The 21867-nt window shown below is 62.8% G+C and carries 21 protein-coding genes; 9 read left to right on the forward strand and 12 right to left on the reverse strand.

The genetic code is table 11. The features are described 5' to 3' along the window. The first annotated feature begins 49 nt into the window (after positions 1–49). From ACI3L3_RS02145 to ACI3L3_RS02155, 3 genes are read left to right on the forward strand one after another with little or no spacing between them, the layout of a single operon-like run. The gene (locus ACI3L3_RS02145) at positions 50–364 is read left to right on the forward strand and encodes a YbjQ family protein (protein WP_404843446.1); all 315 of its coding nucleotides are present in this window, start codon (positions 50–52) and stop codon (positions 362–364) included. 8 nt (positions 365–372) lie between these two features. Then, positions 373–822, forward strand: a complete 450-nt coding sequence (locus tag ACI3L3_RS02150; protein WP_404843447.1) for a YbjQ family protein — start codon at positions 373–375, stop codon at positions 820–822. Then, the gene (locus ACI3L3_RS02155; protein WP_404843448.1) at positions 794–1663 is read left to right on the forward strand and encodes a M48 family metallopeptidase; all 870 of its coding nucleotides are present in this window, start codon (positions 794–796) and stop codon (positions 1661–1663) included. The genes ACI3L3_RS02150 and ACI3L3_RS02155 overlap by 29 nt, the downstream gene beginning before the upstream one ends. A gap of 66 nt (positions 1664–1729) precedes the next feature. Here ACI3L3_RS02155 and ACI3L3_RS02160 read toward each other — a convergent pair whose 3' ends face one another. The 7 genes from ACI3L3_RS02160 to ACI3L3_RS02190 all read right to left on the reverse strand — a co-directional run bounded on the left by ACI3L3_RS02160 (position 1730) and on the right by ACI3L3_RS02190 (position 9848). Then, entirely contained in the window at positions 1730–2512 is a 783-nt protein-coding gene (locus ACI3L3_RS02160) for a tRNA1(Val) (adenine(37)-N6)-methyltransferase (protein ID WP_404843449.1), read from the reverse strand. Between the two features lie 3 nt (positions 2513–2515). Continuing rightward, positions 2516–3730: a phosphoserine phosphatase SerB gene (gene serB / locus ACI3L3_RS02165; protein ID WP_404843450.1), complete on the reverse strand. Its 1215-nt coding sequence runs from the start codon at positions 3728–3730 to the stop codon at positions 2516–2518. A 57-nt stretch (positions 3731–3787) separates the two neighbouring features. Further along, on the reverse strand, positions 3788–5314 hold the full coding sequence (murJ, locus tag ACI3L3_RS02170; protein ID WP_404843451.1) for a murein biosynthesis integral membrane protein MurJ: 1527 nt from the start codon (positions 5312–5314) through the stop codon (positions 3788–3790). An 18-nt stretch (positions 5315–5332) separates the two neighbouring features. After that, positions 5333–6175 (reverse strand): bifunctional DNA-formamidopyrimidine glycosylase/DNA-(apurinic or apyrimidinic site) lyase, encoded by an 843-nt coding sequence (gene mutM, locus ACI3L3_RS02175; protein ID WP_404843452.1) that lies wholly within the window; start codon positions 6173–6175, stop codon positions 5333–5335. Between the two features lie 6 nt (positions 6176–6181). Continuing rightward, positions 6182–7408, reverse strand: coding sequence for a ChaN family lipoprotein (locus tag ACI3L3_RS02180; RefSeq protein WP_404843453.1), 1227 nt, complete (start codon positions 7406–7408; stop codon positions 6182–6184). A 14-nt stretch (positions 7409–7422) separates the two neighbouring features. Beyond that, positions 7423–8688 (reverse strand): phenylacetate--CoA ligase family protein, encoded by a 1266-nt coding sequence (locus ACI3L3_RS02185; RefSeq protein WP_404843454.1) that lies wholly within the window; start codon positions 8686–8688, stop codon positions 7423–7425. A gap of 215 nt (positions 8689–8903) precedes the next feature. Next, positions 8904–9848 (reverse strand): tRNA (adenine-N1)-methyltransferase, encoded by a 945-nt coding sequence (locus tag ACI3L3_RS02190; RefSeq protein ID WP_404843455.1) that lies wholly within the window; start codon positions 9846–9848, stop codon positions 8904–8906. A 100-nt stretch (positions 9849–9948) separates the two neighbouring features. On the opposite strand from ACI3L3_RS02190, the gene ACI3L3_RS02195 reads away from it, so the two are divergent. The 6 genes from ACI3L3_RS02195 (at position 9949) to ACI3L3_RS02220 (ending at position 16138) form a co-directional block, all read left to right on the forward strand. Continuing rightward, positions 9949–10944, forward strand: coding sequence for a radical SAM protein (locus ACI3L3_RS02195; RefSeq protein WP_404843456.1), 996 nt, complete (start codon positions 9949–9951; stop codon positions 10942–10944). Positions 10945–11000: 56 nt separating this feature from the next. Then, positions 11001–12455, forward strand: coding sequence for a ribonuclease E/G (locus tag ACI3L3_RS02200; protein ID WP_404843457.1), 1455 nt, complete (start codon positions 11001–11003; stop codon positions 12453–12455). A 66-nt stretch (positions 12456–12521) separates the two neighbouring features. Beyond that, positions 12522–13076 (forward strand): epoxyqueuosine reductase QueH, encoded by a 555-nt coding sequence (locus ACI3L3_RS02205; RefSeq protein ID WP_404843458.1) that lies wholly within the window; start codon positions 12522–12524, stop codon positions 13074–13076. Between the two features lie 3 nt (positions 13077–13079). Continuing rightward, a complete protein-coding gene (locus tag ACI3L3_RS02210; protein ID WP_404843459.1) occupies positions 13080–13526 on the forward strand; it encodes a hypothetical protein in 447 nt (148 codons plus the stop codon). Positions 13527–13616: 90 nt separating this feature from the next. Beyond that, positions 13617–14786, forward strand: coding sequence for a radical SAM family heme chaperone HemW (gene hemW, locus ACI3L3_RS02215; RefSeq protein ID WP_404843460.1), 1170 nt, complete (start codon positions 13617–13619; stop codon positions 14784–14786). Between the two features lie 473 nt (positions 14787–15259). Beyond that, positions 15260–16138 carry a flagellin gene (locus ACI3L3_RS02220; protein ID WP_404843461.1) on the forward strand — a complete coding sequence of 293 codons (879 nt, stop codon included), beginning with the start codon at positions 15260–15262 and terminating at the stop codon, positions 16136–16138. A 553-nt stretch (positions 16139–16691) separates the two neighbouring features. On the opposite strand, the gene ACI3L3_RS02225 is transcribed toward ACI3L3_RS02220, so the two are convergent. The 5 genes from ACI3L3_RS02225 to ACI3L3_RS02245 form a co-directional block, all read right to left on the reverse strand. Next, positions 16692–18107, reverse strand: a complete 1416-nt coding sequence (locus ACI3L3_RS02225) for an aspartate ammonia-lyase (RefSeq protein WP_404843462.1) — start codon at positions 18105–18107, stop codon at positions 16692–16694. Positions 18108–18196: 89 nt separating this feature from the next. Beyond that, positions 18197–18721, reverse strand: a complete 525-nt coding sequence (locus tag ACI3L3_RS02230; protein ID WP_404843463.1) for a metallophosphoesterase family protein — start codon at positions 18719–18721, stop codon at positions 18197–18199. A gap of 1 nt (position 18722) precedes the next feature. Then, complete coding sequence (locus tag ACI3L3_RS02235; protein ID WP_404843464.1) at positions 18723–20240, reverse strand: MlaD family protein; 1518 nt, start codon at positions 20238–20240, stop codon at positions 18723–18725. Positions 20241–20286: 46 nt separating this feature from the next. After that, entirely contained in the window at positions 20287–21042 is a 756-nt protein-coding gene (locus ACI3L3_RS02240; protein WP_404843465.1) for an ABC transporter ATP-binding protein, read from the reverse strand. A gap of 6 nt (positions 21043–21048) precedes the next feature. Beyond that, a complete protein-coding gene (locus tag ACI3L3_RS02245) occupies positions 21049–21819 on the reverse strand; it encodes an MlaE family ABC transporter permease (RefSeq protein WP_404843466.1) in 771 nt (256 codons plus the stop codon). Positions 21820–21867: the final 48 nt, after the last annotated feature.

Below are 21867 nucleotides of genomic sequence, written 5' to 3' on the forward strand. Positions count from 1 at the left end.
ATGAGACTGTTCTCTTTCACCCTCAAACAGTCTCAAGAAGGAACTGATCATGATCATCACCAATGTCGAAACCGTCCCGGGCAAGACCATTACCGAGCACTACGGGCTCGTTTCCGGCAACACCATCCGCGCCCGGCATATCGGTGTCGACATCATTGCCAAGTTTAAGAATATATTCGGCGGCGAGCTTCGCGGCTACACCAAGCTGCTGCAGGACTCCCGCCAGGAAGCCATCGACCGCATGGTGGCCGAGGCCGAGCAGATGGGCGCCAACGCCATCGTCAACGTCCGCTTTGCCACCTCGTCCATCACCGGCGGCGCCGCCGAACTCTACGCCTACGGCTCCGCCGTGCTGGTGGACTAGGAGGCCGCATGCTCGATCTCCTTTTCCTCCTTGCCTTGCTTGCCATTGGCTACGCCATTGGCCGTAGCGTTGAGCGCAAGCACTACGCCTCCATCGAACGGCGCGAAGAGGAACAGGTCGCCGTGCCGACCTTTCCCTCCCGCCATCTCACGGCCAGCGACGATGACATCCGCTCTGCCAAGGTCGTCTATGGCAGCGCCGTCATCTCGGTGGACTTCTTCAAGCGCTTTTTGGCCGGCCTGTACGCCATCATCGGCGGCCGCGTCACGTCGTACGAGCCCCTGCTCGACAGGGCCCGTCGCGAAGCCATCCTGCGCATGAAGGAGCAGGCCCAGACGGCCGATATGATCATCAACGTCCGCGTGGAGACCTCCTCCATCAGCAAAGGGCGCTCCAACAAGGCCGTCGGCTGCGTAGAAGCCGTTGCCTATGGTACGGCGGTTGTGCTGCGTGGCTAGCCCCCGCATCCTTCCCCGCCGCGCGCGGACCAACGTGAACGTCTCCGACGAGCACCCCCTGCGCAACCTTGTGGCGATTCTGGGCGGCATGCTGGCTCTGGCGGTGCTGTGCTACTGGATTCTCGGCTTTGCCGTGGATATTGTCGCCCCGCACATCCCCCTGAGCACAGAACGCCGCATCAGCGACCTGCTCCTTGACGCATCGCCAAAGCTCAAGGACTCCATGAAGCCCGCACCGCGCCTACAGCACATCGCCGAGATGCTGCATGAGGACGGGGTGGACATGCCCGTGGAGGTCTACCGCAGCTCCGCGCCGATCGTGAACGCCTTTGCCCTGCCGGGCGGGCGTATCGTCATCTGCAAGGGGCTTCTCGACAGCGTCCGCTCCGAAAACGAGCTGGCGTTCATCATCGCCCATGAAATGGGGCACATCGCCCACCGCGACGCCATCCGCAAGCTGGGGCGCGCCCTCGTCTTCATGGCCATCTCCGCCAGCTTCGGCGGTGTGGAGAACGACCTGAACACCACCATCGCCGGCATGCTGAACGTGACCGAACTCGGCTACAGCCGCACGCAGGAAACCGCCGCCGATGAATACGGCGTGGACGCCATGCTGCGGGCCTATGGCCATTCCGGCGGCATCACGGACTTTTTCGAGCGCCTTGCCGAAAATAACGAGACCGTGGGGTGGTTCGACGGGTTGACCTCAACCCACCCGGAACTGCAAGACCGTATCAAACACCTGCGGGAGTATGCCCGCAGTCACGGTGGGACCGAAGGCCCCCTTCTGCCCGTACCGCCCGAACTGGGCGACGCGGCGCACAGCCTGCCCGCCATATAGCCCACACGCAAACGGCCCGGATGAATCGCTTCATCCGGGCCGTTTTTTTGGGAAAATATAAAGCGGTCAGCGCGAACGCGGACCGGCGTTGCACGCCATAAAGGGGCAAAACTCCACCGCGGAGTCCGTCAAAAGCGTTGCGTCGCCGCGCCCGGCGTACAGCGCAAGGGGGGCTTCCACGGTCATGCCGGGCTTTGCGCCCCGCACGCCCTCCACCAGCACCAGCCGCGCGGCGTCCTCAATGCGGGAATGCACAAAGCGCATGCGCTTCACCTCCAGCCCGCTGGCCGTCATGTCAGCCAAAAGTCCCGCAAGGCGCTCCGGCAGGCCGATAAAACACGCGCGCCCCTTGGTGCGCAGGGCATACGCCGCCGCCCGCACAAAGTCCGAAACCGGCGCCACAGCCTCAAAGCGCGCGGCGTCGCGCCCGGCGTCCTTGGGGCGGCGTCCCGACCCCGGCGTACGGTACGGCGGATTGCAGACCACAAGGTCATGCGCGCCGCCTTCAATGGCGCTCCCCCGCACCTCGCTCACGCTCCCCGGCATGACCGAAAAGCGCTCCGTAAGGCCAAGGCGCGCCGCGTTGGCCGTCGCGGCGCGGACCATCTCCGGATTCACGTCCAGACCGGTGACGCTGGCCGACCCCGCACCATCGCGCAGCAGCAGGGCAAGCCCCACAACGCCGCAGCCGGTACCAAGGTCCACAATGCGCCGCGCCGCGCCCGGTCCGGCAAAGCACGCCAAAAGCAGCGCATCCGCCGAAAACCGAAACCCCGCCTCCGGCTGCACCAGCCCACGGGGAAAATACTCCCGCGCGGCCTGTGCCGTCATGTGTTCGCCCGCGTCCATGCCCTACTCCAAGGCCTCCCGGTCGCTCAGTCCCAGCAGGTACAACACGCCATCAAGGCCAAGGTTGGAAATGGCCTGCCGCGCGCCCTCGCGCACCACGGGTTTGGCATGGAAGGCAATGCCAAGGCCCGCGAGGTGGAGCATGGGCAAATCGTTGGCGCCGTCGCCAACGGCCACCACCTGCTGCAGGTCAATGCCTTCCTTCCCGGCAATCTCCGTGAGCAGTGCGGCCTTGCGCGCGCCGTCCACAATCTCGCCCACCACGTTGCCGGTCAGCTTCCCGTCCACAATTTCCAGCTCGTTGGCGTGCACGTAGTCCACGCCGAATTCCTTCTGGAGCTGCTCACCAAAGTAGGTGAACCCGCCGGACAGGATGGCGACCTTGTAGCCCAGCTTCTTGAGGTTGCGGATAAGGCGTCCCGCGCCCTCGGTCATGGGGATGCTGGCCGCCACCTCGGGCAGGACCGAGGCATCCAGCCCCTTCAGCAGGCCCACCCGCTCGCGCAGGCTGGCCTTGAAGTCCAATTCCCCACGCATGGCGGATTCCGTAATGGCGGAGACCTTGTCCACCACGCCCGCGCGGCGCGCCAGCTCGTCAATGACCTCGCCCTGAATAAGGGTGGAGTCCATATCAAAGCACACAAGGCGGCGGTTGCGGCGGAAGACGTTGTCCTCCTGCAGGCCGATGTCCACGCCAAGCTCGCGGGAGATGTCCATAAACTCACTGCGCATGGCCTGCACGTCCTCCGGCTCCCCGCGCACGGAAAACTCCACACAGGCGCGGGGATTCTCCTCCGGCGTCACAAGGGAAGCCCGCCCGGACAGGCGCGTCACGGAGTCGATATTCAGGCCGTGGGCGTTGATGACGCCGGAAACGCGCTGCATCTGCGAGGACGTTACCTCACGCGAGAGCACGGTGACGATGTGCCGCCTGCGTCCCTGCCCGGCGACCCACGCCTCGTGGCTGTCTTCGCTCACGGGGGAGAAGGTCAGGGTCACGCCCATTTCGTGGGCGCGGAAGAGCAGGTCCTTAAGGATGGGGGCCGAGGCCTGCTCCTTGGGGATGTCGATGATAATGCCGAGGGACAGGGTGTTGTGGATGACGGCCTGCCCAATGTCCAGAATGTGGACGTCGTAGCTGGCAAGGGTCGTCATCAAGGAATTGAGAATGCCGGGCCTGTCGTCCCCGGTCACGCGAATCAGAACAATCTCGTGCATTGCGTTCTCCGCTGCAATCCGCTTGCGCGGCAGTTGGCTCAGGAAAGAATAGTCACATCACCGGGTCAGTCTGCGCCGCAGCACGTCCGACACCATGGTTGCCTCCGGCACCTTAAGGAGCACGGTCAGCGCGGCGTAGGCCACCGCCCACAGCGGGATAAGCGCCACGGACCACAGGCCAAGGTCCACTGTCAGCCATGCGCCGCCGCCAATGGCCGCGCCCAGCACGGCAAACAGCGCCGCCCCCTTCTGGAAGGTGGCCCACTGCCCCAGCTTGCGGCGCAGGCCCCACAGCAAAATGGCCGCGTTGCCCCACGAGGCCACCGTGGTGGCAAGGGCAAGGCCCACATGGCCAAGGGTCTGCATCATACTCACGCCGCAGGCCACGTACAGCGCCACACACAGTGTGGCGGCGATAACGGGCGTGCGCGTGTCCTCCAGGGCGTAGTAGGCCGACACCAGCGGCCGGACAATGGCAAAGGCGGGCAGGCCCGCGCTGTAGCCCATCAGGGCAAGGGCCGTGGCCTCTACAGCGCCGTCGGCAAAGGCCCCGCGCTCAAAGAGCAGCGACACCACAGGCTCGGACAGGGCGCACAGCCCCGCCGCGGCGGGCAGACTGATAAACAGGGTCAGGCGTAGGCTGGCGTTCAGGGCCTCGCGAAAACCGTCCATGTCCGCGCGGGCGCTGAGCTTGGACAGGCTGGGCAGCGCCGCCGTGCTCACGGCCACGCCAAACACGCCTAAGGGGAACTGCACCAGCCGGTCGGCATAGTACAAGTAGGAAATACTGCCCGCAGAGAGCAGCGACGCCAAAAACGTCCCAATAAGAATATTGATCTGGTACACGGCCGCGCCAAACACCGTGGGCAGCATCAGCCGCCCGGTGCGCAGTACGCCCGCGTCCTTAAAGCTCCACGACCCGCGCCAGCTAAAGCCGCGCTTGCGCAGGGCCGGCTGCTGCATCACAAACTGAAAGTGCCCCGCCGCCAAAACGCCGTAGGCCAGCACATGCGGCACGGAAGCATCCAGCGCCACAGCGGACAGCGCCGCGCAAATGAGCACCACGTTCAGCACGCACGGCGCCAGCGCCGGAGTGAGAAAGTGCCCCTCGGCGTTGAGGATGCCCATGCTCAGGGCCACGCCGCAGATGAATATGGTGTACGGAAAGCAGATGCGCACCAAATCGGCGGCAAGGGCCAACTGTTGGGGGTCCGCGGCAAAGCCGGGGGCAATAGCCAGCGTCAGCTGTTTGGAAAAGACCATCGCCACGGCGGACAATCCGCCCAGCACGATGGCCAACCATATATGGGCCGAACGCGCGGTGGTGAAGGCCGCCTCCCGCCCCTGCTCCTCGCGGATGCGCGAGTACACGGGGACAAAGGCCATGGTCAGCGACCCCTCGCCAAACAGGCGGCGCATAAGGTTGGGCAAGCGGAACGCCACAAAAAAGGCATCCGCCAGCGGCCCAGCGCCAAGGGCAAAGGCGATGATAAGGTCACGCAAAAAGCCCAGAATGCGCGACAGCAGGGTGGCCCCGCCGACAACGGCGGCATTCCGGGCTATTCCTCGAGAATGACTGTTCATTGGTGTCCTGTCAGGGTGTCATCGCTGACACGTCGGGCAATAGGTGGAAGTACGGCCCGCCACTGTACGCCGCTCCAATGTGGTTTGGCAATTGCGACATGGCTGTCCGTATTTTCCGTAGACCCTGAAATCATTCTGGAAGGCGCCGGAATCGCCGTGGGCGTCGCGGTAGTCGCTGATGGAACTGCCGTTGGCGTCAATGGCCTCCAGCAGCACCTCCTGCAACGCACCGTGTAAGGCGCGCAGGCGCTCCTCCTCCACGCCGCTGGCCGGGGCGTGCGGCAAAATCCCCGCACGGAACAGGCACTCGTCAGCGTAGATATTGCCCACGCCCGCAAGGAAGTGCTGGTCCAGCAGAAGGGACTTCACCTGCCCGCGCCGTCCGTCAAACAGCTTCACAAAGGCGTCTTCGGTAATTTCCAGCGGCTCCGGGCCAAGGCTGGCAAAGAAGGGCCAGCGCTCCATGGCTTCCGGCGGCATAACGCGGCAGTAGCCAAACTTGCGCGGGTCCGCAAAGTGCAGGTTCTGGCCTTCGGTCAGGCGGAACAGAATGCGGGTGTGCTTGTGCGGGGCTTCCCCTGTGGGGCGCACCACAAGGCGGCCGGACATTTTGAGGTGGAAGCACACGTGTAGCAGGGGATATTTGGGGCTGGCGATATTGATGCACAGCATTTTGCCGCGCCGCCATACGCCCTGAATAACGCTGCCGGGAAGGGCGCGCTCAATTTGGGCGGGGGACAGTGCGCCGCGGCCTTTTTCCACAGCGCCCTTGGACAGCAGTTCAAAGGACAGGATGCGACGCCCGCGAAGCTCTTGAAGCAATCCGCGGGCGATGGTCTGAATCTCAGGAAGTTCTGGCATGATACTTTATGATGTGCCGGGCGGCTGTGCACCGGAACCGGGTCTGGTGAGTTGAATGATAATGTCGCGCTCTGCGCCGTCGCGCCGAAGGGTCAGGCGCAAGCGGCCGTCGTCCTCGCGGTTGGCCTTCACGGCGGCCTTGTGCAAGGTCCACAGGGCCTGAACAGGCATACCCTGCGCCTTGACGATAACATCGCCCTGCCGCATTCCGGCGCGGTCCGCGCGGGTGTCCGGGGCAATGGCCGTCACCAGTGCGCCCTCAGGATGAAGCTCCACGGCAAAGCCGAGGCGGCTCTCGTGACGCAGGGGGCACAGGAAGAAATAGTCAGCGGCGTCCGCGTCAATCGGCTCAAGGCCGCGCCACGGCAGAACCGTGGTCACACTCGCGTCCGGAGCAAGAACCGTCAGCCGGTGGGGGATGCCCCAGCCGTACTCCACATGCCCCGCACCAACGATAATGGCGACAGGCCGGTGCAGGCGGCGGCTGGCGTCAACGGCGTGCTGCGCCATGACGGTATCCCACAGGGACTGCACGCGCACAAAGCGCTCAATTCGGGCGTCGAAGTCCTCGCCGCCATGAGCCATAATGTCGCGGTGCCGTTCAAATTCCTCGCGCAGGGACTCGCGCTGGGTGTCCATGGGACCGATGATGCGCTCCGGCACCAGCGCCCGCTTCGTGGCGGGCAAGGCCTCCAGCTCGCCCGCGCTCACGGCGCGGACAACATCCTTGGGGATGTTCAGCGCCACAAGGGGCAATCCATACTGCTCCGCCACGCGGAAGATGGGGCGGTACAGGGAATACGCATAGCCCCACACATCGTCCCAGCCAAGGGCGTCTGGAAGCGTGTCGGCGGTGAGTTCACCAGCGTTGAAGCGGTCCAGCGCCTGCTGGTGCGTCACCGGGACCATCTCAAGCCCCACGGCGGGGACCGGACGGCCTGCGGCGCGCGCGGCCTCGGCCATCTGGGCGAGGACATCGGCCTGCACGTTATGGTCGCAGGGGTTGGTGTGCCCCTCGCCAAGGAGCACGTACCGCACGTCCGCCACGGCAGCGGCGAGTTCGGCGGCGGCAACCTGTCGGCCGCTGTCGGTCACGATGTCGCCGGGCATGGCTGAAGGGATGGCGGAGTCAGACGTCCCGCTGCGGGGGGCCTGCTGCGGGGACAGCGCGGCGCAACCGCTCAGGGCCGCCGCCAAAATGACGGCGGCCCCAAGACGGAGTATGTGTCGCATATGTGAGGCCGGGATTAATCCCATTTCCTCTTGTCCTCGATGGGACGGATCTGTGCGGGAAGGGTACCGGGCGCAACCACGTTCAGTTGCGGACGGAGCTTGATCTGCTGGCGGAAGGCGTGCAGCAGCTCGTCCTGACGTGTGAAGTTGCTGGCCTCGACGTTCATGGTCATTTCGTCGATGCCACCGGGGTTGGTGACCTCAATCTGCCAACGCTTGATCTCCTCGAACTGGGACATCACCTGCTCCACCTGGTGGGGGTACACGAACATACCCTTGATGCGGGTGGTGGTGTCCACGCGGCCAACGATGTTGCCGAGGCGCGGGGAGGTACGGCCGCAGGCGCAAGGCGTGCGGTCGATGTAAGACAGATCGCCCGTGGCCAGACGGATAAGCGGATAGGTGTGGTTAAACGCCGTCACGACGATTTCGCCCACCTCGCCATCCTTGAGCGGGATGCCCGTGTCGGGATGGCAGATTTCCACGTAGGCGCGGTTGGCAAGGTGCAGGCCGTTGCAGTGGTAGCACTCGTAACCAATGCAGCCCACATCCGCCGTGCCGTAGCCCTGGCGCATGATGAGGTCGAACTTCTTCTCGATGGTGGCGCGCATCTTTTCGGAGAATTTCTCACCGGTGACGAAGGCCACTTCGAGGAACAGGTCCTTACGCAGGTTCAGGCCCGCTTCTTCGGCCTTCTGCGCAAGGTGCATCAGGTAGCTGGGCGTACCCACGTAGCCCGTGGTGCGCAGCTTCTGCATGATCTCAAGCTGGGTGTTCGTATTGCCCGGACCGGCGGGAACAACAGCGCAGCCGAGGTTGCGCAGCGGCTCCTCGAACATGAGACCTGCGGGGGTCAGGTGGTAGTTGAAGGTCACCTGCGCGAGGTCGCCGGAGCGGAAGCCCGCCGCGTAGAAGCCTTCGGTCCATCCCCAGTAGTCGTCGTTGCGGTCCTCAGGGTCAAAGATGGGACCGGGAGACAGGAACACGCGGCGCAGTTCGCCAAGGTCCTTGGTCAGCAGTCCACCAAGACGCGGCCCCATGGACTGCAGGAAGATGAGTTCCTTCTTCTTGATGATGGGGATGTGCTTCAGGTCGGAGAGCGTCTTGAACTTGTCCACGTTGAACTGCGCACGGTCGAAGCGCTTCTTGACGTCCTCGGAATACCTGTAGGCATAGGTCAAAAGCTCTTTGAGCTGAATCTGATAGTATTGGCGTCGTTCAGACTCGTCGAGCACCTCGCGACGGCTGTAGATGCCTTCGGTACGGTCCTTTCGGGTCATGTTCTTAACCTCGTCGTATATGGAGTGAATGGATGGGAATATAAGCGTGAGTGCAACAAGACGAAGTATCACATTTCCGTTACGCAATACAAGCCATGTTGCCAAAACACGAAAATTCGCTTCGACTTTTCACGCTTTATCGAGAAAAGTCGAAACGAATAGTTTTTCACTCGGCACAATCGAGTGCAGCTGGCTCTAACAAGCCAAAAACGCGTTTACGCGTCCGGTTCAGTAGCGTCCGATGCGGAAGCGTCCTTCTCCGGCGTTGCAGGCGCGGCTGCCTCAGCCTTGGCGGCTTCGGCCTTGCGCTTTTCACGCGCGGCCTCCTGCTTGCGCTCGCGGGTGCCACGGGGGCGGTGCTTTTCGTAGTCCTCGCTGCCATCCTGATGGCGCGCAAAGACAAGGAAACCCGTATGGGCGACCATACGGTCCTCGGGGCGCAGCCTGTCAGGGACGGTCTTCCAGCGGCGGACCAGAATCTCCAGCACCTCAAGGTCGGCGTAGGGGCCGCTCTCCAGCGCCTTGAGCAAATCGCTCACCTGCGAAATGGTGGGCAGCAAAAACGCCACGGGCGAGCCGGGGCGGATGGCGCCGGGGATGAGGTGGGTGTATTCCCACGGGGTGCGGACATCGAGAAACAGCGCATCCGCGAGGGTGTCCTCGTCGGCGGTGTTCTTCACAAAGCCGTCGGCGATATCGTGGCCGACGATTTGCTCAACGTTCTTGCCAAGGCCATAGCGTTCCAAATTCTTGCGACACAGGTTGGCAAACTCGGGGCGGCGCTCATAGGTGAACACCTTGCCCGTGTCGCCCACGGTGTGCGACAACGCAACCGTCAGGCTGCCGGAGCCGCTGCCCGCTTCGATAACGCGCGTGCCGGCGCCAATGCCCAGCTTGACCAGCAAGTAGCCGATCTCCTTGGGATAAAGCACCTGCGTCTGCCGCTTCACACCCTTGACCATATCCGCCAAGGTGGGGCGTACAAGCCGAAACGGCTTGCCAAGATGTGTATACACCAGCGAGCCGAAATCCGCCGCGGCCACATCGGCCATGGCGACTTTGCCTTCTTGCGTATGCAGGTCCTGTTCAAGGTCCAGAACCTTCATGTAACGCTTGCCCTTCGGGCTGATGAGCAGTACCAGTTGACCGGGTTCAAGCATAATATCCTCCAAATTAGACCCCGTGAGGTATGGGTACACGGTAGGAAAGTCAAGCCTCTTTCCCCCTGTCCATAAATCGAGTATAAGAGGAAACGCTACGTTGGGATACACATTCGTCTTTGGTCCGGTACACTCCGGCAGGCTCGGCCTGTCCCTCGGCATTGATGTTTTGGGCGACGCGGTCTGCACCTTTGACTGCACCTACTGCGAGGTCGGCAGGACCACCAGCCTGACCTGCGACAGACAGCCCTATGTCCCGGCACAGCACGTGCTGGATGAGTTGAAACACTGGAAGGACGAGGCCGTCCGCCTGCCAGACGTCGTCACCCTCGGCGGACGCGGCGAACCGTGCCTCAACAGCGATATGGGCGCCATTATACGCGGCGTCAAAGACATTTTTCCCAAGATTCCCGTCGCTGTGCTGACGAACTCCACGCTCCTGACGGACCCGGCGGTCCGCCGCGACCTCGCAGAGGCGGACGTGGTGCTCCCTTCCATCGACACCCTCGTCCCGGACGAGATGCGTCGTCTCAACCGTCCGCACCCCAGTCTTGACGTCGCCGCGCTGCGCGAAGGCCTGCTGGCCTTTGCCCGCGAGTATACGGGCAAACTCTATGTAGAGGTTCTGCTCGTTCAGGGCGTTAACGACAGCGACGAAAACCGCGCGCTGCTCAGGCAGTTCCTTACGGAACTCCAGCCAGACAGGGTCGACATTGTCACCATGACCCGTCCGGGCACACTGCGCGCCGCCTCGCCCGTGCCGCCGGAGACCCTCGCCCTGTGGCGAAGGGAGCTTGCTCCACAGCACACTGGCGAAACGACACAGCGGTCAACCCCCTCCACCGCGGAGGGAGACAACTTTTCAACGGAGACTGGAGCGGCCGCCACACATCGGCGCGACCTCTCCGAGACTGCCGTGCTGGAACTCGTGCTGGGTTCCGTGTCCCGCAGGCCCCAGACCGCCCGGCAACTGGCCGAGGCCCTGGTCCTGCCCCCCGCCGACGTCCGCCGCGCGCTGGACGCCCTGCTGCAGCAAGGGCACATCGCCGCCGAGGACGATGGCGGAGAAGCCTTTTACGGAGCTTTCCGGGACTAGCCGAATCACCGCATGCACGGCGCCTCCGCACATTTCTACATCAGAGGCGATATTTTATGGCAAAAAGCAAACGGCAGAAGATGTACATCAGCGTCCTGCCCGGCGAACAGGTGGAAATGGCCATCACGGAAGACGGCAAGCTCGAAGAATACTACGTCGAGATGCTGCACCAGGCCAAGACCAAGGGAAACATTTACAAAGGCGTCATCAACAACATCGACCCCAGCCTGCAGGCCGCCTTCGTCAACTACGGGGCGGAGCGCAACGGCTTTCTGCAGGTGGATGAGGTCCATCCCGAATACTACCACTCCGATTTAAAGCCCCAGAAAGGGTTCAAGTATCCCCCCCTGCAAAAGGTGCTGCGCTCCGGCGACGAAGTCCTTGTGCAGGTGGTCAAGGAACCCACCGGCAAAAAGGGTGCATTCGTCACCACCTTTCTGTCCCTGCCCGGACGCTACTTCGTGCTGACCATCGGCCGCGAGCAAATTGGCATCTCCCGCAAGATTGAGGACGAAAAAGAGCGCGCCATGCTGCGCAAGGTGGTTGAGGAGCTGAACCTCGGCCCCGGCATTGGCGTCATCGTCCGCACCGCCGCCGCCAGCGTGAGCAAAACGCGCCTGACCAAGGACCTGAAAATCCTCAAGCGCCTGTGGAAGGACCTGCGCGGCAAAGTCGCCACCCAGAAGACGCCCTCCCTCGTCTATCAGGAGATGGACCTCGCCTCTCGCGCGGTGCGCGACTACCTCACCAGCGAAGTGGGCGAAATTTGGGTGGACCATGAGGAGACGTCCAAGACCGTGGCCGAAATGGCCGCCCTCGTCTTCCCGCGCCGGCCTAATCTGGTGAAACTGCACACCGACCATGAACGCACCCTGTGGGAGCGCTTCAACATCGAAAAGCAGATTCAGTCGCTGTACGACCGCGAGGTGGTGCTCCCCTCCGGCGGCAGGCTGGTGTTTGATTCCACCGAGGCGCTCACCGCCGTGGACATCAACTCCGGCAAAATCGGCGGCAAAAAGAATTTCCGCGAGATGGCCCTCAAGACCAACCTTGAGGCTGCCGAAGAAATCGCCCACCAGTTGCGCCTACGCGACATCGGCGGACAGGTGGTGATTGACTTCATCGAAATGAAGGACAAAAACCACTGCCGCGATGTAGAAAAGACCATGCGCGCCGCCGTAAAGATGGACCGCGCACGCACCGATGTGGGCCGCCTGTCGCGCTTTGGCCTTATGGAAATGGTGCGCCAGCGCCTTGGCTCCTCCGCGCTGTCCGTCAGCACGGAGCCATGCCCCTGCTGCGGCGGCACCGGCACGCGCCGCAATCTGGAGTGGCAGTCCCTGCAGGCCCTGAAGCATATCTTCCGCCTGCTGCGCAAAAACGGCACCACAGACAGCATTGAATACCCCTGCGACTGCGAACTGGCCTCCTACCTCTCCAACCACAAGCGTACCAAGCTGTGCGAACTGGAGAGCGAATTCGGCGTCAGCATCATCATCCAGCCGCAATAAATCCACAGACCACGGCGGGGCGTCCACACGGGCGCCCCGCTTTTCCAACAGCCAAAAGGAACCACTATGCCACGAATCCTCCTGCACATGTGCTGCGGCCCATGCGCCATTGCCCCTGTGCGCCGCCTTCAGGACGCGGGCTTTGAGGTGACGGGCTTTTTCTACAACCCGAATATCCACCCGCTCATGGAGTACAAGCGCCGCCGCGACGGCGCGCTGGAAGTGGCCGAACGCCTCGGCTTCAAGGTCATCGTCAAGGACGAGGAGTACGACACGCAAAAGTACTTCCGCGCCGTGAGCTTCCGCGAGCAGAACCGCTGTTTCCACTGCTACACCATGCGCCTTGAGCGCACGGCCCAAATCGCCGGACGTGGGCGCTTTGACGCGTTCTCCACCACACTGCTCTACAGCAAGTTCCAAAAGCACGACGTCATCGCGCAGGTGGGCCGCGACATGCAGGCCGGATGCCCATCCGCCTTCCACTACCAGGACTTCCGCGAGGGCTGGAAGGAAGGCATCGACACGTCCAAGGAATGGGGCATCTACCGCCAGCAGTACTGCGGCTGCCTCTACAGTGAAAACGAGCGCTACAAGCACGAGATCAAACCCGAATCCCAATAGCCCATGCTGGAAGAGACTCTGTACCGTTCCACCCTGTTCCTCTCCCCCGTGGAGTGGCCCAAGTACGCGGCCATTATCGCGGCGGGGCTGCCCGGCCTTGTGCTGGGGGCGGCCTTTGCCAAACGGGGGATGGGGCTAGTCGCCGGCCTCCTGTGGGGCGTGGCCCACAGCGCGCTGTTCATCGGCCTGCTGAAGCTGACGTCCGGCAAGTACGCCTACAGCCTGTTCACATGGTGCAGTCCGCTGGCGGACCTTGGCCACACGGCCATCGTCAGCACCGCGCTGACCGACCGCCTGCTTACCTATGTGCTGCCCGCCGCCGTGCATGGCGTTGTGGCCGCCATTGTTGGACTTGTCGCATGGTCGGCCCTTGGGCCGCGCCGCCGTGCGCCGCGCCGCGCCCGGCGCACGGCACCTCCCCAGCGCCGCACCACAAAGCGGCGGTCCTAACCACTTCGCCGCTTGCCCGCTGGCCCCGACCAGCGTATATCATCCGCTGATTCACCGCCCACACCACCCACAACACGAGACTCGCGCCGCATGCTCCTGTACGTCCACGTCCCTTTCTGCACCCGCAAATGCCGCTACTGCGCCTTTCATTCCGGCCCACCCGCCGATGGCGATATGCGCGGCTACGCCGCCTTTGTCAGCAAGGAAATCCGCTACTGGGGCAAACGCCTCGACCATCCGGAGCTGCGCACCATCTTTTTCGGCGGCGGCACCCCCAGCCTGCTCCCCCTGCCGCTCTTGACGAACATCGTCACCGCCATCCGCGACTCCTTCTCCTTCAAGACGAATCTCGAATTCACCATGGAGGCCAACCCGGAATCCCTAACGGACTGGTCCTATCTGCACGGCATCCGCTCCCTTGGCGTCAACCGCCTGAGCATGGGCGTGCAGAGCACCGACGACGACGCCCTGCGCCTGCTTGGCCGCCCGCACAGCGGCGCCGAGGCGCGCGCCGCCTTTGACACCGCGCGCATGGTGGGCTTTCAAAACATCAGCGTGGACCTTATCTGGGGCCTGCCCGGCCAGCGCCTGTCCGAATGGCTGGGCCAACTGCGCCGCGTGGTGAAGTGGAAGCCCGACCACCTGTCCTGCTACGGCCTGACCATCGAACCCGGCACTCCCCTCGCTGACAGTGACGAACGCGGAGAACTGGAATTCGCCGGAGACGAGGAATTGTCCAAGATGTTCATCTATGGCGCGGAATACCTCGAATCCATGGGCTACCTCCAGTACGAGATTTCCAACTTCGCCCGCATGGGGTTCACCAGCCGCCACAACCTTGGCTACTGGGAAGGCCGCGACTACCTCGGCGTTGGGCCGTCCGCCGTGTCCACCATCCGTGGGCGCCGCTGGCAGGTGCCCTGCGCCCCGCGCGACTACGCCACCGCCCTGCGCTCCGAAACCCTCGATGCAAACGCCGAGGAACTGGATTTCGTCACCCGCCTTAAGGAAATGATCATGCTGCGCCTGCGCACCTCGCGCGGGCTGCGCCTTGGCGCGTACAAGGCCATGACGGGCCGCAGCTTTACCGAGGACTTCGCGCCCATGGTGCAGGCCCTGCGGCAAAACGGCCTCATCCGCATGAGCGGCGGCTACCTGCGCCTGTCCAAGACGGGCATGGTCGTCTCGGACACCATCCTTGCCAACCTTTTCGACAGCCCGGTGTGGGATACCGTGCAAAAGCCGGAGTCCGCCGAGTAATCCACCCTTTTGGCCCGTGATGCGGCAGAGTCCGCCGCCAATTCCGCCCTTATAATGAGAATGGACCATGTGCTGCGTCCGGCAGCATGGCGCAGCGCGCAGGTCCCGTCCTTAGCGTCTTTCCCAATCAGCTTTCCTCTCGCCCTCTGTTCCAACCCCTTTTTCTTGCAGACCTTCACCCCGGCCGGGGAGCTTCAATCCTTCTTTTGATAATGTCTCAACATGCCTTTATGGGATGTTTTGGGCCAATTTGCCGCTTTTTAACGACAATTGCGCATGCAAAACATCGCCATTCGCAAAACTTTCGTTATCCTCGGAACATAGAGCTGGCGCGGGTTTTCTAGACTTTCATGAAAAAAAGACATTTTTTCCCTAAACACTTTCGCCTTAGCCGCCGAAATACTTAGCAAGTGATTACGGGCACGGGCCCAACTCAGCAAGGACGCTGAAATTACATCTATGGAGGGAATACTATGTCTCTGGTAATCAACCACAACATGATGGCCGCCAATGCCGCTCGCAACCTGAGTGAATCCTACGGTGCTCTGGGCACTTCCACCCGTCGTCTGTCCTCCGGCCTCCGTGTCGGCACCGCGGCTGACGACGCAGCCGGTCTGGCTGTCCGTGAAATGATGCGCTCCGACGTTGCCGCCCTGCACCAGGGTGCACGTAACGCCAACGACGCCATCTCCATGGTGCAGACCGCTGACGGCGCCCTCGGCGTCATCGACGAAAAGCTCATCCGTATGAAGGAACTCGCCGAGCAGGCCGCTACGGGTACCTACAACGCCGACCAGCGCGCGATCATCAACTCCGAGTACCAGTCCATGGCATCTGAGATCACCCGTATCGCCAACGCCACGGACTTCAACGGTATTCACCTGCTCAACGGCAACCTCTCCGCCGACCACGACGACTCCGACGGTTCCGGCGCCATGCGCGTCCACTTCGGTACCAAGAACGACGAGAAGGAGGACTGGTACGACATCAAGATCGGCACCACCACCGCCAGCGCTCTTGGCCTTGGCGACCAGGCTGCCGACGGTGCAGGCAAGACCATTGACACCCAGTCCAACGCACAGGCTGCCTTGGAAGCCATCGACACCGCCATCGAGTCCAAGGACAAGATCCGCGCTGACCTTGGTGCCATGCAGAACCGCCTGAGCGCCACCATCTCCAACGTGACCATCCAGGCCGAGAACCTGCAGGCCGCTGAATCCCGCATCTCCGACGTGGACGTTGCCACCGAGATGACCGAGTTCACGCGCCAGCAGATCAAGGCGCAGGCCGGCGTTGCCATGCTTTCCCAGGCCAACTCGCTCCCGCGTATGGCCATGCAGCTCTTGGGCTAGCACACGCGCTGACCACTCTGCCCACACCGGCAGTTCCAAGGCCCCCTCTTCGGAGGGGGCCTTTTTATGTGCGGCGCGCGGCGTCTTCGTCCGTGCGGGACGCCGCCCAGTGCGCCCGAAGGCATCAATGCATCAGCAAGGCCCACGCCCTCGGGAATACTTCTTTGCCTTTCACGGCGACCGCATTCCCCCACGCAGGCCCCAGACAAGCCCCCAGTCCCCCAAAAAACAAGCACGGCCCCAGCCACCGCGCCGAACACAGCAAGCGACACGTCCACAAGCACAGCCCCCAGACGCAGGACGAACAAAAGCGCCGCACCGTAAACGGTGCGGCGCTCGGAATGTCGTCGCTCTCGCCCTTTGTGGCAAAGGCTCTTCATTGGGTGGCGCCTTTTCTGGCGCACGGGGCGCTCGGGGTCACGTCCTCCAGCGGCGTGCTTTTCCTCCTTCGGCGCTCAGGGTCACGTCCCTCAGCGGCGTGTGTTCCTTCTCCGCCGATGCGGGGCACCTTTCCCGCCCAAGCGCGGCGCCCTCTCACCTTCGGGAGGTGCGGCTACTCGCCACCCTTTTTGGCGCTGGGCTTCGGGCGGGTCATGGAGAGGGGGTCGAGGACGTGCTCGGCGTCCTCGCGGCTCATGTGGCCATGCTCAACCACCAAATCAATCAGCGGGCGCTGATTGCAGGCGGATTCCTTGGCAAGGGCCGCGGCGGCCTCGTACCCGATATATGGCGCAAGGGCCGTCACCGCGCCAACGGAGCGGTGGACCATCTCCTCGCAGCGCTCCTTGTTGGCCGTGATGCCGTCAATGCACCGCTTGCGCAGCATAAAGCACGCGCGGGCCAGCATATCCACGGACTGGAATAGGTTGAAGGCGATGATGGGTTCAAAAACATTCAGTTCCAGCTGTCCGGCTTCCGCGGCAAGGGTCACGGTCACGTCGTTGCCGATGACCTGATAGCACACCTGATTCACAGCCTCGGGGATGACCGGATTCACCTTGCCAGGCATGATGCTGGAGCCGGGCTGCATGGGCGGCAGGTTGATTTCATTAAAGCCGGTGTATGGCCCGGAGGACAGCAGGCGCAGGTCGTTACAGACCTTGGACAGCTTGACGGAAATACGCTTGAGGATGCCGGACACCAGCACAAACACGCCCGTGTCGCTGGTGGCCTCGATAAGATTGGCCGCAGGCACGATGTCCAGCCCGGTGATGTCCGCCAGCTTGCCGCACACAGCGGCGGCGTAGCCTTCGACGGTGTTGATGCCCGTGCCGATGGCCGTTGCGCCCATGTTGGACTCGCGCAGATGCTCCACGGCCTCTTCAAGGCGGACGGCATCTTCGCCGATGGTCACGCCGTAGGCCGCAAACTCCTGCCCAAGGGTCATGGGCACGGCGTCCTGCAGCTGGGTCCGCCCCATCTTGATGATGTCCGCGAACTCGTCGCCCTTGGCCTGAAACGCGGCCACAAGGGCGTCCATTTCCTTGAGCAGGTCATGGCAGTACCACGTCAGCGCAATTTTCAGGCTGGTGGGGTACACGTCGTTGGTGGACTGGGACAGGTTGACGTGGTTGTTGGGGTGGATGTGCTGGTACTCGCCCCGCTCATGTCCCATAATTTCCAGCGCGCGGTTGCAGATGACCTCGTTGGCGTTCATGTTCACCGAGGTTCCAGCGCCGCCCTGAATAACGTCCACGGGAAAATGCTCGTCAAAGTGGCCTTCGCGCACCTCGCGCGCGGCTTGGACGATGGCGTCGCAGATGGCGTCGTCCAGCAGGCCAAGGTCGCGGTTGGCCATGGCGGCGGCCTTTTTGACGCAGGCCACGGCCTGCACCAGCCGGGTAAAATGCGAAAACGGAATGCCCGTTATCTGAAAATTTTCCAGCGCGCGCACGGTCTGCACGCCGTAGTAGGCGTCCTGCGGCACTTTGCGCGGGCCAAGGCTGTCCTTTTCGGTGCGAAACTGCATATCTTTCCTCGCGGCGTCCTTGCCGGACGCCAGACCCGCCGCATGGCGGGGCCAGATTCACGTTTGCGCCGCCACAGCGCGCCAGGGCGCTATGCGCCGCCGCGCCGCACGGCCTCTACCGTGCCCGGAACGGACACGGATTCATGCGTCAGGTCACCATCCGGACCAATAGTCACATAGGCCAACGTCGGGTCCGCCCCGCCCTCGCGCAGGCTGCCGGGGTTCACCACGCGCATGGCGCCATAGCGCGCCCATTCCGGCTGGTGGGTATGCCCAAAGCACACAAGGTCCGCCTGCCCGTCAAAGGCCCGTGCAAGCGAGGCGGAAAGCCCCACACGCGGGCCGTAGCCAAAGCCGTGGACCATGGTGATCTCCACGCCGGTCAGCCGCAGAGAGCGGCGCACGTCCAACTCCTGCGACAGGCTGTAGTCGTCCATATTGCCCGCCACGGCGTGGAACGCGGGATGCTGGGCCAGCCACGCCCACACGGACATGCTGGCAAAATCGCCGCAGTGGAGCAGTACATCCGCCGGGGCGAGGTACCGCTCGTACACGGCCTCCATCCACGGCGTCACGTCGTAGGCGTGGGTATCGGAAATGATGGCGAGCTTCATGCTAATTGCCCATGGGTACCGGCGCGTTGCCGATCAGGTACTTGATATCGTCGTCGGTGAAGTACAGCCCAAGGCCCGTGTAGAAGGAGCTGTCACCGGAATCGCTGGCAAAGTCGTCCACACCGGCCATAGCGTAGAAGTTCTTCATGAAGAAGAGCTTGGCTCCGGCCTTGAGGTGCGGCGGGTCATCGTCGTCAAAGTCGAAGGCCTCAAAGGTCAGCTTCACGCGGTCGTCCCACAGGTAGTAGTCCGCGCCCGCGCCGCCGGTGGATTCAAACAAGCCGCCACGCAGGGCAAGGTCGCCCCAGCGCTTGCCAATCTGCGCGTTGAACTTGATCTGGTCGCGCTCGGTCTTCTCTTCCAGTTCCGTGACGGTGGAGCGGTTGCCGCTGCCGTCGATGCGGGTGGTTGTGGTTTCGGTCTCCTTGGTGCGGCCCTTGGGGTCGGAGACAACGCCCACCATGTAGAAGTGGTCCGCGGACGGCTCGATAAGCATGTTCAGGTAGGTCTTGGTATCGCCGGAGTCCGCCAGATACTCAGCGGAAAAGTCCACACTGGTCTTGAAGCTCTCCTGCTTGCCCAGATAGGTGTTGATGCCTTCCAGCGCGCGGTCCAGCTTTCGGGCGGTGGTGTCGTCGTTGACCAGCTTGCCAAGGGTGCCCTGCCCCTCGTCAATCTTGCGGGTCACGCTCTCCAACGATGCTACGGCCTCGTGCAGGTTCTGGCCCATCTCCTCATCGTTCACCAGCCGTCCGGCCGTGCCCTGCCCTTCGTCAATCTTGGCAAGCACGCTGTCCATGCGGTTCAAGGTACCCTTAAGCCCCGTGGAAGCGGATTCAAAATTGGTGATGATGGAGTTGATGTTCTGCTTGTTGGCCGAGGAGATATCCTTCAGGTCCGTGGAGAAGTCGCGCATGTTGGCGACGATGAGGTCGATGCTCTCCACGTTGCGCTGGACCATGTCGTTCAGGGTGACGGCAAGGTCGCGCATGCTGTGGAAGGTGCGCCGCAGGTCGCGTTCGCCATCAGGTCCGCCCATAACGCTGGACACGCTCTTGGACACCGAACCGATGTCGTCGGCAATCTGGCCGACCTTTTTCATAAGCACTTCAAGGTCCGCCGAACGGTCCGTACGCTGAATAACGCCGCCCTCGGCAATCTGGGGCAGCTCGCGCGAGCCAACGGACAGCGAGACATACTTGTCGCCAAGCACGCCTCGGGTCATGATGCTTGCCTGCGCATCGGAGCGCAGGGCGATGTCCTCGCGCAGTTCAAGGGTCAGCCGCGCGCGCCCGTCGTCCAGACGGATGTCGCTGACGCGTCCCACCTCGATGCCCGCAATCTCCACGGGCGCGCCCGGTTTCAGGCCGGTGACGCTGTCGAAGTAGACGTTGACGTCATACACGCCGCCGCGCAGAAAATCCGTTTCGCCCACCTGCATTGACATGAAGGCAAGCAACACCACGGCAATGAATACGAAGATGCCGACCTTGACCTCGGCTCCACTTTTGCCAGCCATACGCTCTCTCTTTGTCTGGGTCCATTGTCCCGCACAAGGGGCGGGGTTACGTCAGGCCAATGGGGCCGTCCGCGCGCCCCTGAATGAACTGCTGCACCACGGGGTCATCCGCATTCTGAATGTCCTGCGGTGTGCCGCTGGCAATGATGCGCCCGTCGTACAGCATGAAAATGTCGTCCGCAATGGCCATAGTGGCCTGAATATCATGACTGATAACCACGCACGTTGCGCCAAATTCGCTCTGCGTACGCAGAATAAGGTCGTTAATGGCGGCGGACATCACCGGGTCCAGCCCGGATGTCGGCTCGTCAAAGAGCACGATTTTCGGGTCCAGCGCCACGGCGCGGGCAAGGCCGACGCGTTTGCGCATGCCGCCGGACAGCTCCGCTGGCATCTTGGCCCCGGCACCGGACAGCCCAACCGCCGCCAGCTTGTCGTGCACAATATCGCGGATGTCGCTGCGCGAGAGTGACGTGTGCTCCATAAGGGGAAACGCCACATTTTCCTCCACGGTCATGGAGTCGAACAGCGCGGCCTCCTGAAACAGCAGACCGAACTTTTTGCGCACGGGCACAAGATCCTTTTCCGAAAAGGCCGTAATGTCCTGCCCGTCCACCACAACACGCCCCGAATCCGGCCGCATAAGGCCGATAAGGTGCTTGAGCAGCACAGACTTGCCGCCGCCGCTGCGGCCAATGATGACGCTGACGGCGTCCGGCTTCACGGCAAGGTCCAGTCCACGCAGGACGGCCTGCTCGCCAAAGCTCTTCTGGAGATTTTCGCAGGTAATAATCGGTTGCATATCGTCCTACATCATCAGTGCCGTCAGCACGTAGTCGCTGGCCAAAATAAGCACGGAGGACAGCACCACGGACTGCGTGGTGGCCCGGCCCACCCCCTCGGCCCCGCCAGTGGTGGTAAAGCCCTTGTAGCAGCCAACCAGTGTCAGAATAACGCCGAACACGGCGGCCTTGATGAGTCCGTTATAAATATCCTCAAGCGCCACAAGTTCATAGACCTTGTTCATGAAAATGGCGGCATTGATGCCAAGGAGCTTCACGCCCACCAAATACCCGCCAACCATGCCCACAAAGTCGGACAAAACGGTCAGCAGCGGCAGCATCACCAGCCCCGCAATGATGCGCGGCACGGCAAGATACTGCACGGGATTGATGGCCATTACCGTCAGCGCGTCCACCTGTTCCGTCACGCGCATGGTGCCAATTTCCGCCGCAATGGCCGAACCGGCGCGCCCCGTGACCATCAGCGCAGTGATAACCGGCCCCAGCTCACGGGTCATGGACAGCGCCACCGTGGCCCCCACAAGGGACTCCGCGGAAAAAAGGCGAAAGGCGTAGTAGGTCTGCAGGGCCAGCACCATACCGGTGAAGAGCGAGGTCAGCGCTACCACGAACAGCGAGCGCACCCCCACAAACTCCATCTGCCGAAAAAAAAGAGACAGCCGAAACGGCCGCCGCACCAGCCACGCGCACGCGTCGGCAAACAGCAGGGCCATACTGCCCATCTCATGAACGAGGGCGATGGTTCCGGCACCAATCCAGGCGAAAAAGCGGGTCATTACGTGTAGCTTCCGTCCTCTCGTGATATTGGCCGGAACGGGACGTCC

This window comes from Desulfobaculum sp. SPO524 (genome assembly GCF_044987625.1).
Lineage (GTDB): Bacteria > Desulfobacterota > Desulfovibrionia > Desulfovibrionales > Desulfovibrionaceae > Desulfobaculum.

Coding starts and splice junctions, on each gene's coding strand:
- ACI3L3_RS02205 (WP_404843458.1), top strand. CDS start 12,522: ATGCCACGAATCCTCCTGCACATGTGCTGCGGCCCATGCGCCATTGCC.
- serB (WP_404843450.1), bottom strand. CDS start 3,730: ATGCACGAGATTGTTCTGATTCGCGTGACCGGGGACGACAGGCCCGGC.
- ACI3L3_RS02150 (WP_404843447.1), top strand. CDS start 373: ATGCTCGATCTCCTTTTCCTCCTTGCCTTGCTTGCCATTGGCTACGCC.
- ACI3L3_RS02200 (WP_404843457.1), top strand. CDS start 11,001: ATGGCAAAAAGCAAACGGCAGAAGATGTACATCAGCGTCCTGCCCGGC.
- ACI3L3_RS02185 (WP_404843454.1), bottom strand. CDS start 8,688: ATGACCCGAAAGGACCGTACCGAAGGCATCTACAGCCGTCGCGAGGTG.
- ACI3L3_RS02230 (WP_404843463.1), bottom strand. CDS start 18,721: ATGAAGCTCGCCATCATTTCCGATACCCACGCCTACGACGTGACGCCG.
- hemW (WP_404843460.1), top strand. CDS start 13,617: ATGCTCCTGTACGTCCACGTCCCTTTCTGCACCCGCAAATGCCGCTAC.
- ACI3L3_RS02235 (WP_404843464.1), bottom strand. CDS start 20,240: ATGGCTGGCAAAAGTGGAGCCGAGGTCAAGGTCGGCATCTTCGTATTC.
- ACI3L3_RS02240 (WP_404843465.1), bottom strand. CDS start 21,042: ATGCAACCGATTATTACCTGCGAAAATCTCCAGAAGAGCTTTGGCGAG.
- ACI3L3_RS02220 (WP_404843461.1), top strand. CDS start 15,260: ATGTCTCTGGTAATCAACCACAACATGATGGCCGCCAATGCCGCTCGC.
- ACI3L3_RS02210 (WP_404843459.1), top strand. CDS start 13,080: ATGCTGGAAGAGACTCTGTACCGTTCCACCCTGTTCCTCTCCCCCGTG.
- ACI3L3_RS02155 (WP_404843448.1), top strand. CDS start 794: ATGGTACGGCGGTTGTGCTGCGTGGCTAGCCCCCGCATCCTTCCCCGC.
- ACI3L3_RS02160 (WP_404843449.1), bottom strand. CDS start 2,512: ATGGACGCGGGCGAACACATGACGGCACAGGCCGCGCGGGAGTATTTT.
- ACI3L3_RS02145 (WP_404843446.1), top strand. CDS start 50: ATGATCATCACCAATGTCGAAACCGTCCCGGGCAAGACCATTACCGAG.
- ACI3L3_RS02190 (WP_404843455.1), bottom strand. CDS start 9,848: ATGCTTGAACCCGGTCAACTGGTACTGCTCATCAGCCCGAAGGGCAAG.
- ACI3L3_RS02225 (WP_404843462.1), bottom strand. CDS start 18,107: ATGCAGTTTCGCACCGAAAAGGACAGCCTTGGCCCGCGCAAAGTGCCG.
- mutM (WP_404843452.1), bottom strand. CDS start 6,175: ATGCCAGAACTTCCTGAGATTCAGACCATCGCCCGCGGATTGCTTCAA.
- ACI3L3_RS02245 (WP_404843466.1), bottom strand. CDS start 21,819: ATGACCCGCTTTTTCGCCTGGATTGGTGCCGGAACCATCGCCCTCGTT.
- murJ (WP_404843451.1), bottom strand. CDS start 5,314: ATGAACAGTCATTCTCGAGGAATAGCCCGGAATGCCGCCGTTGTCGGC.
- ACI3L3_RS02180 (WP_404843453.1), bottom strand. CDS start 7,408: ATGCGACACATACTCCGTCTTGGGGCCGCCGTCATTTTGGCGGCGGCC.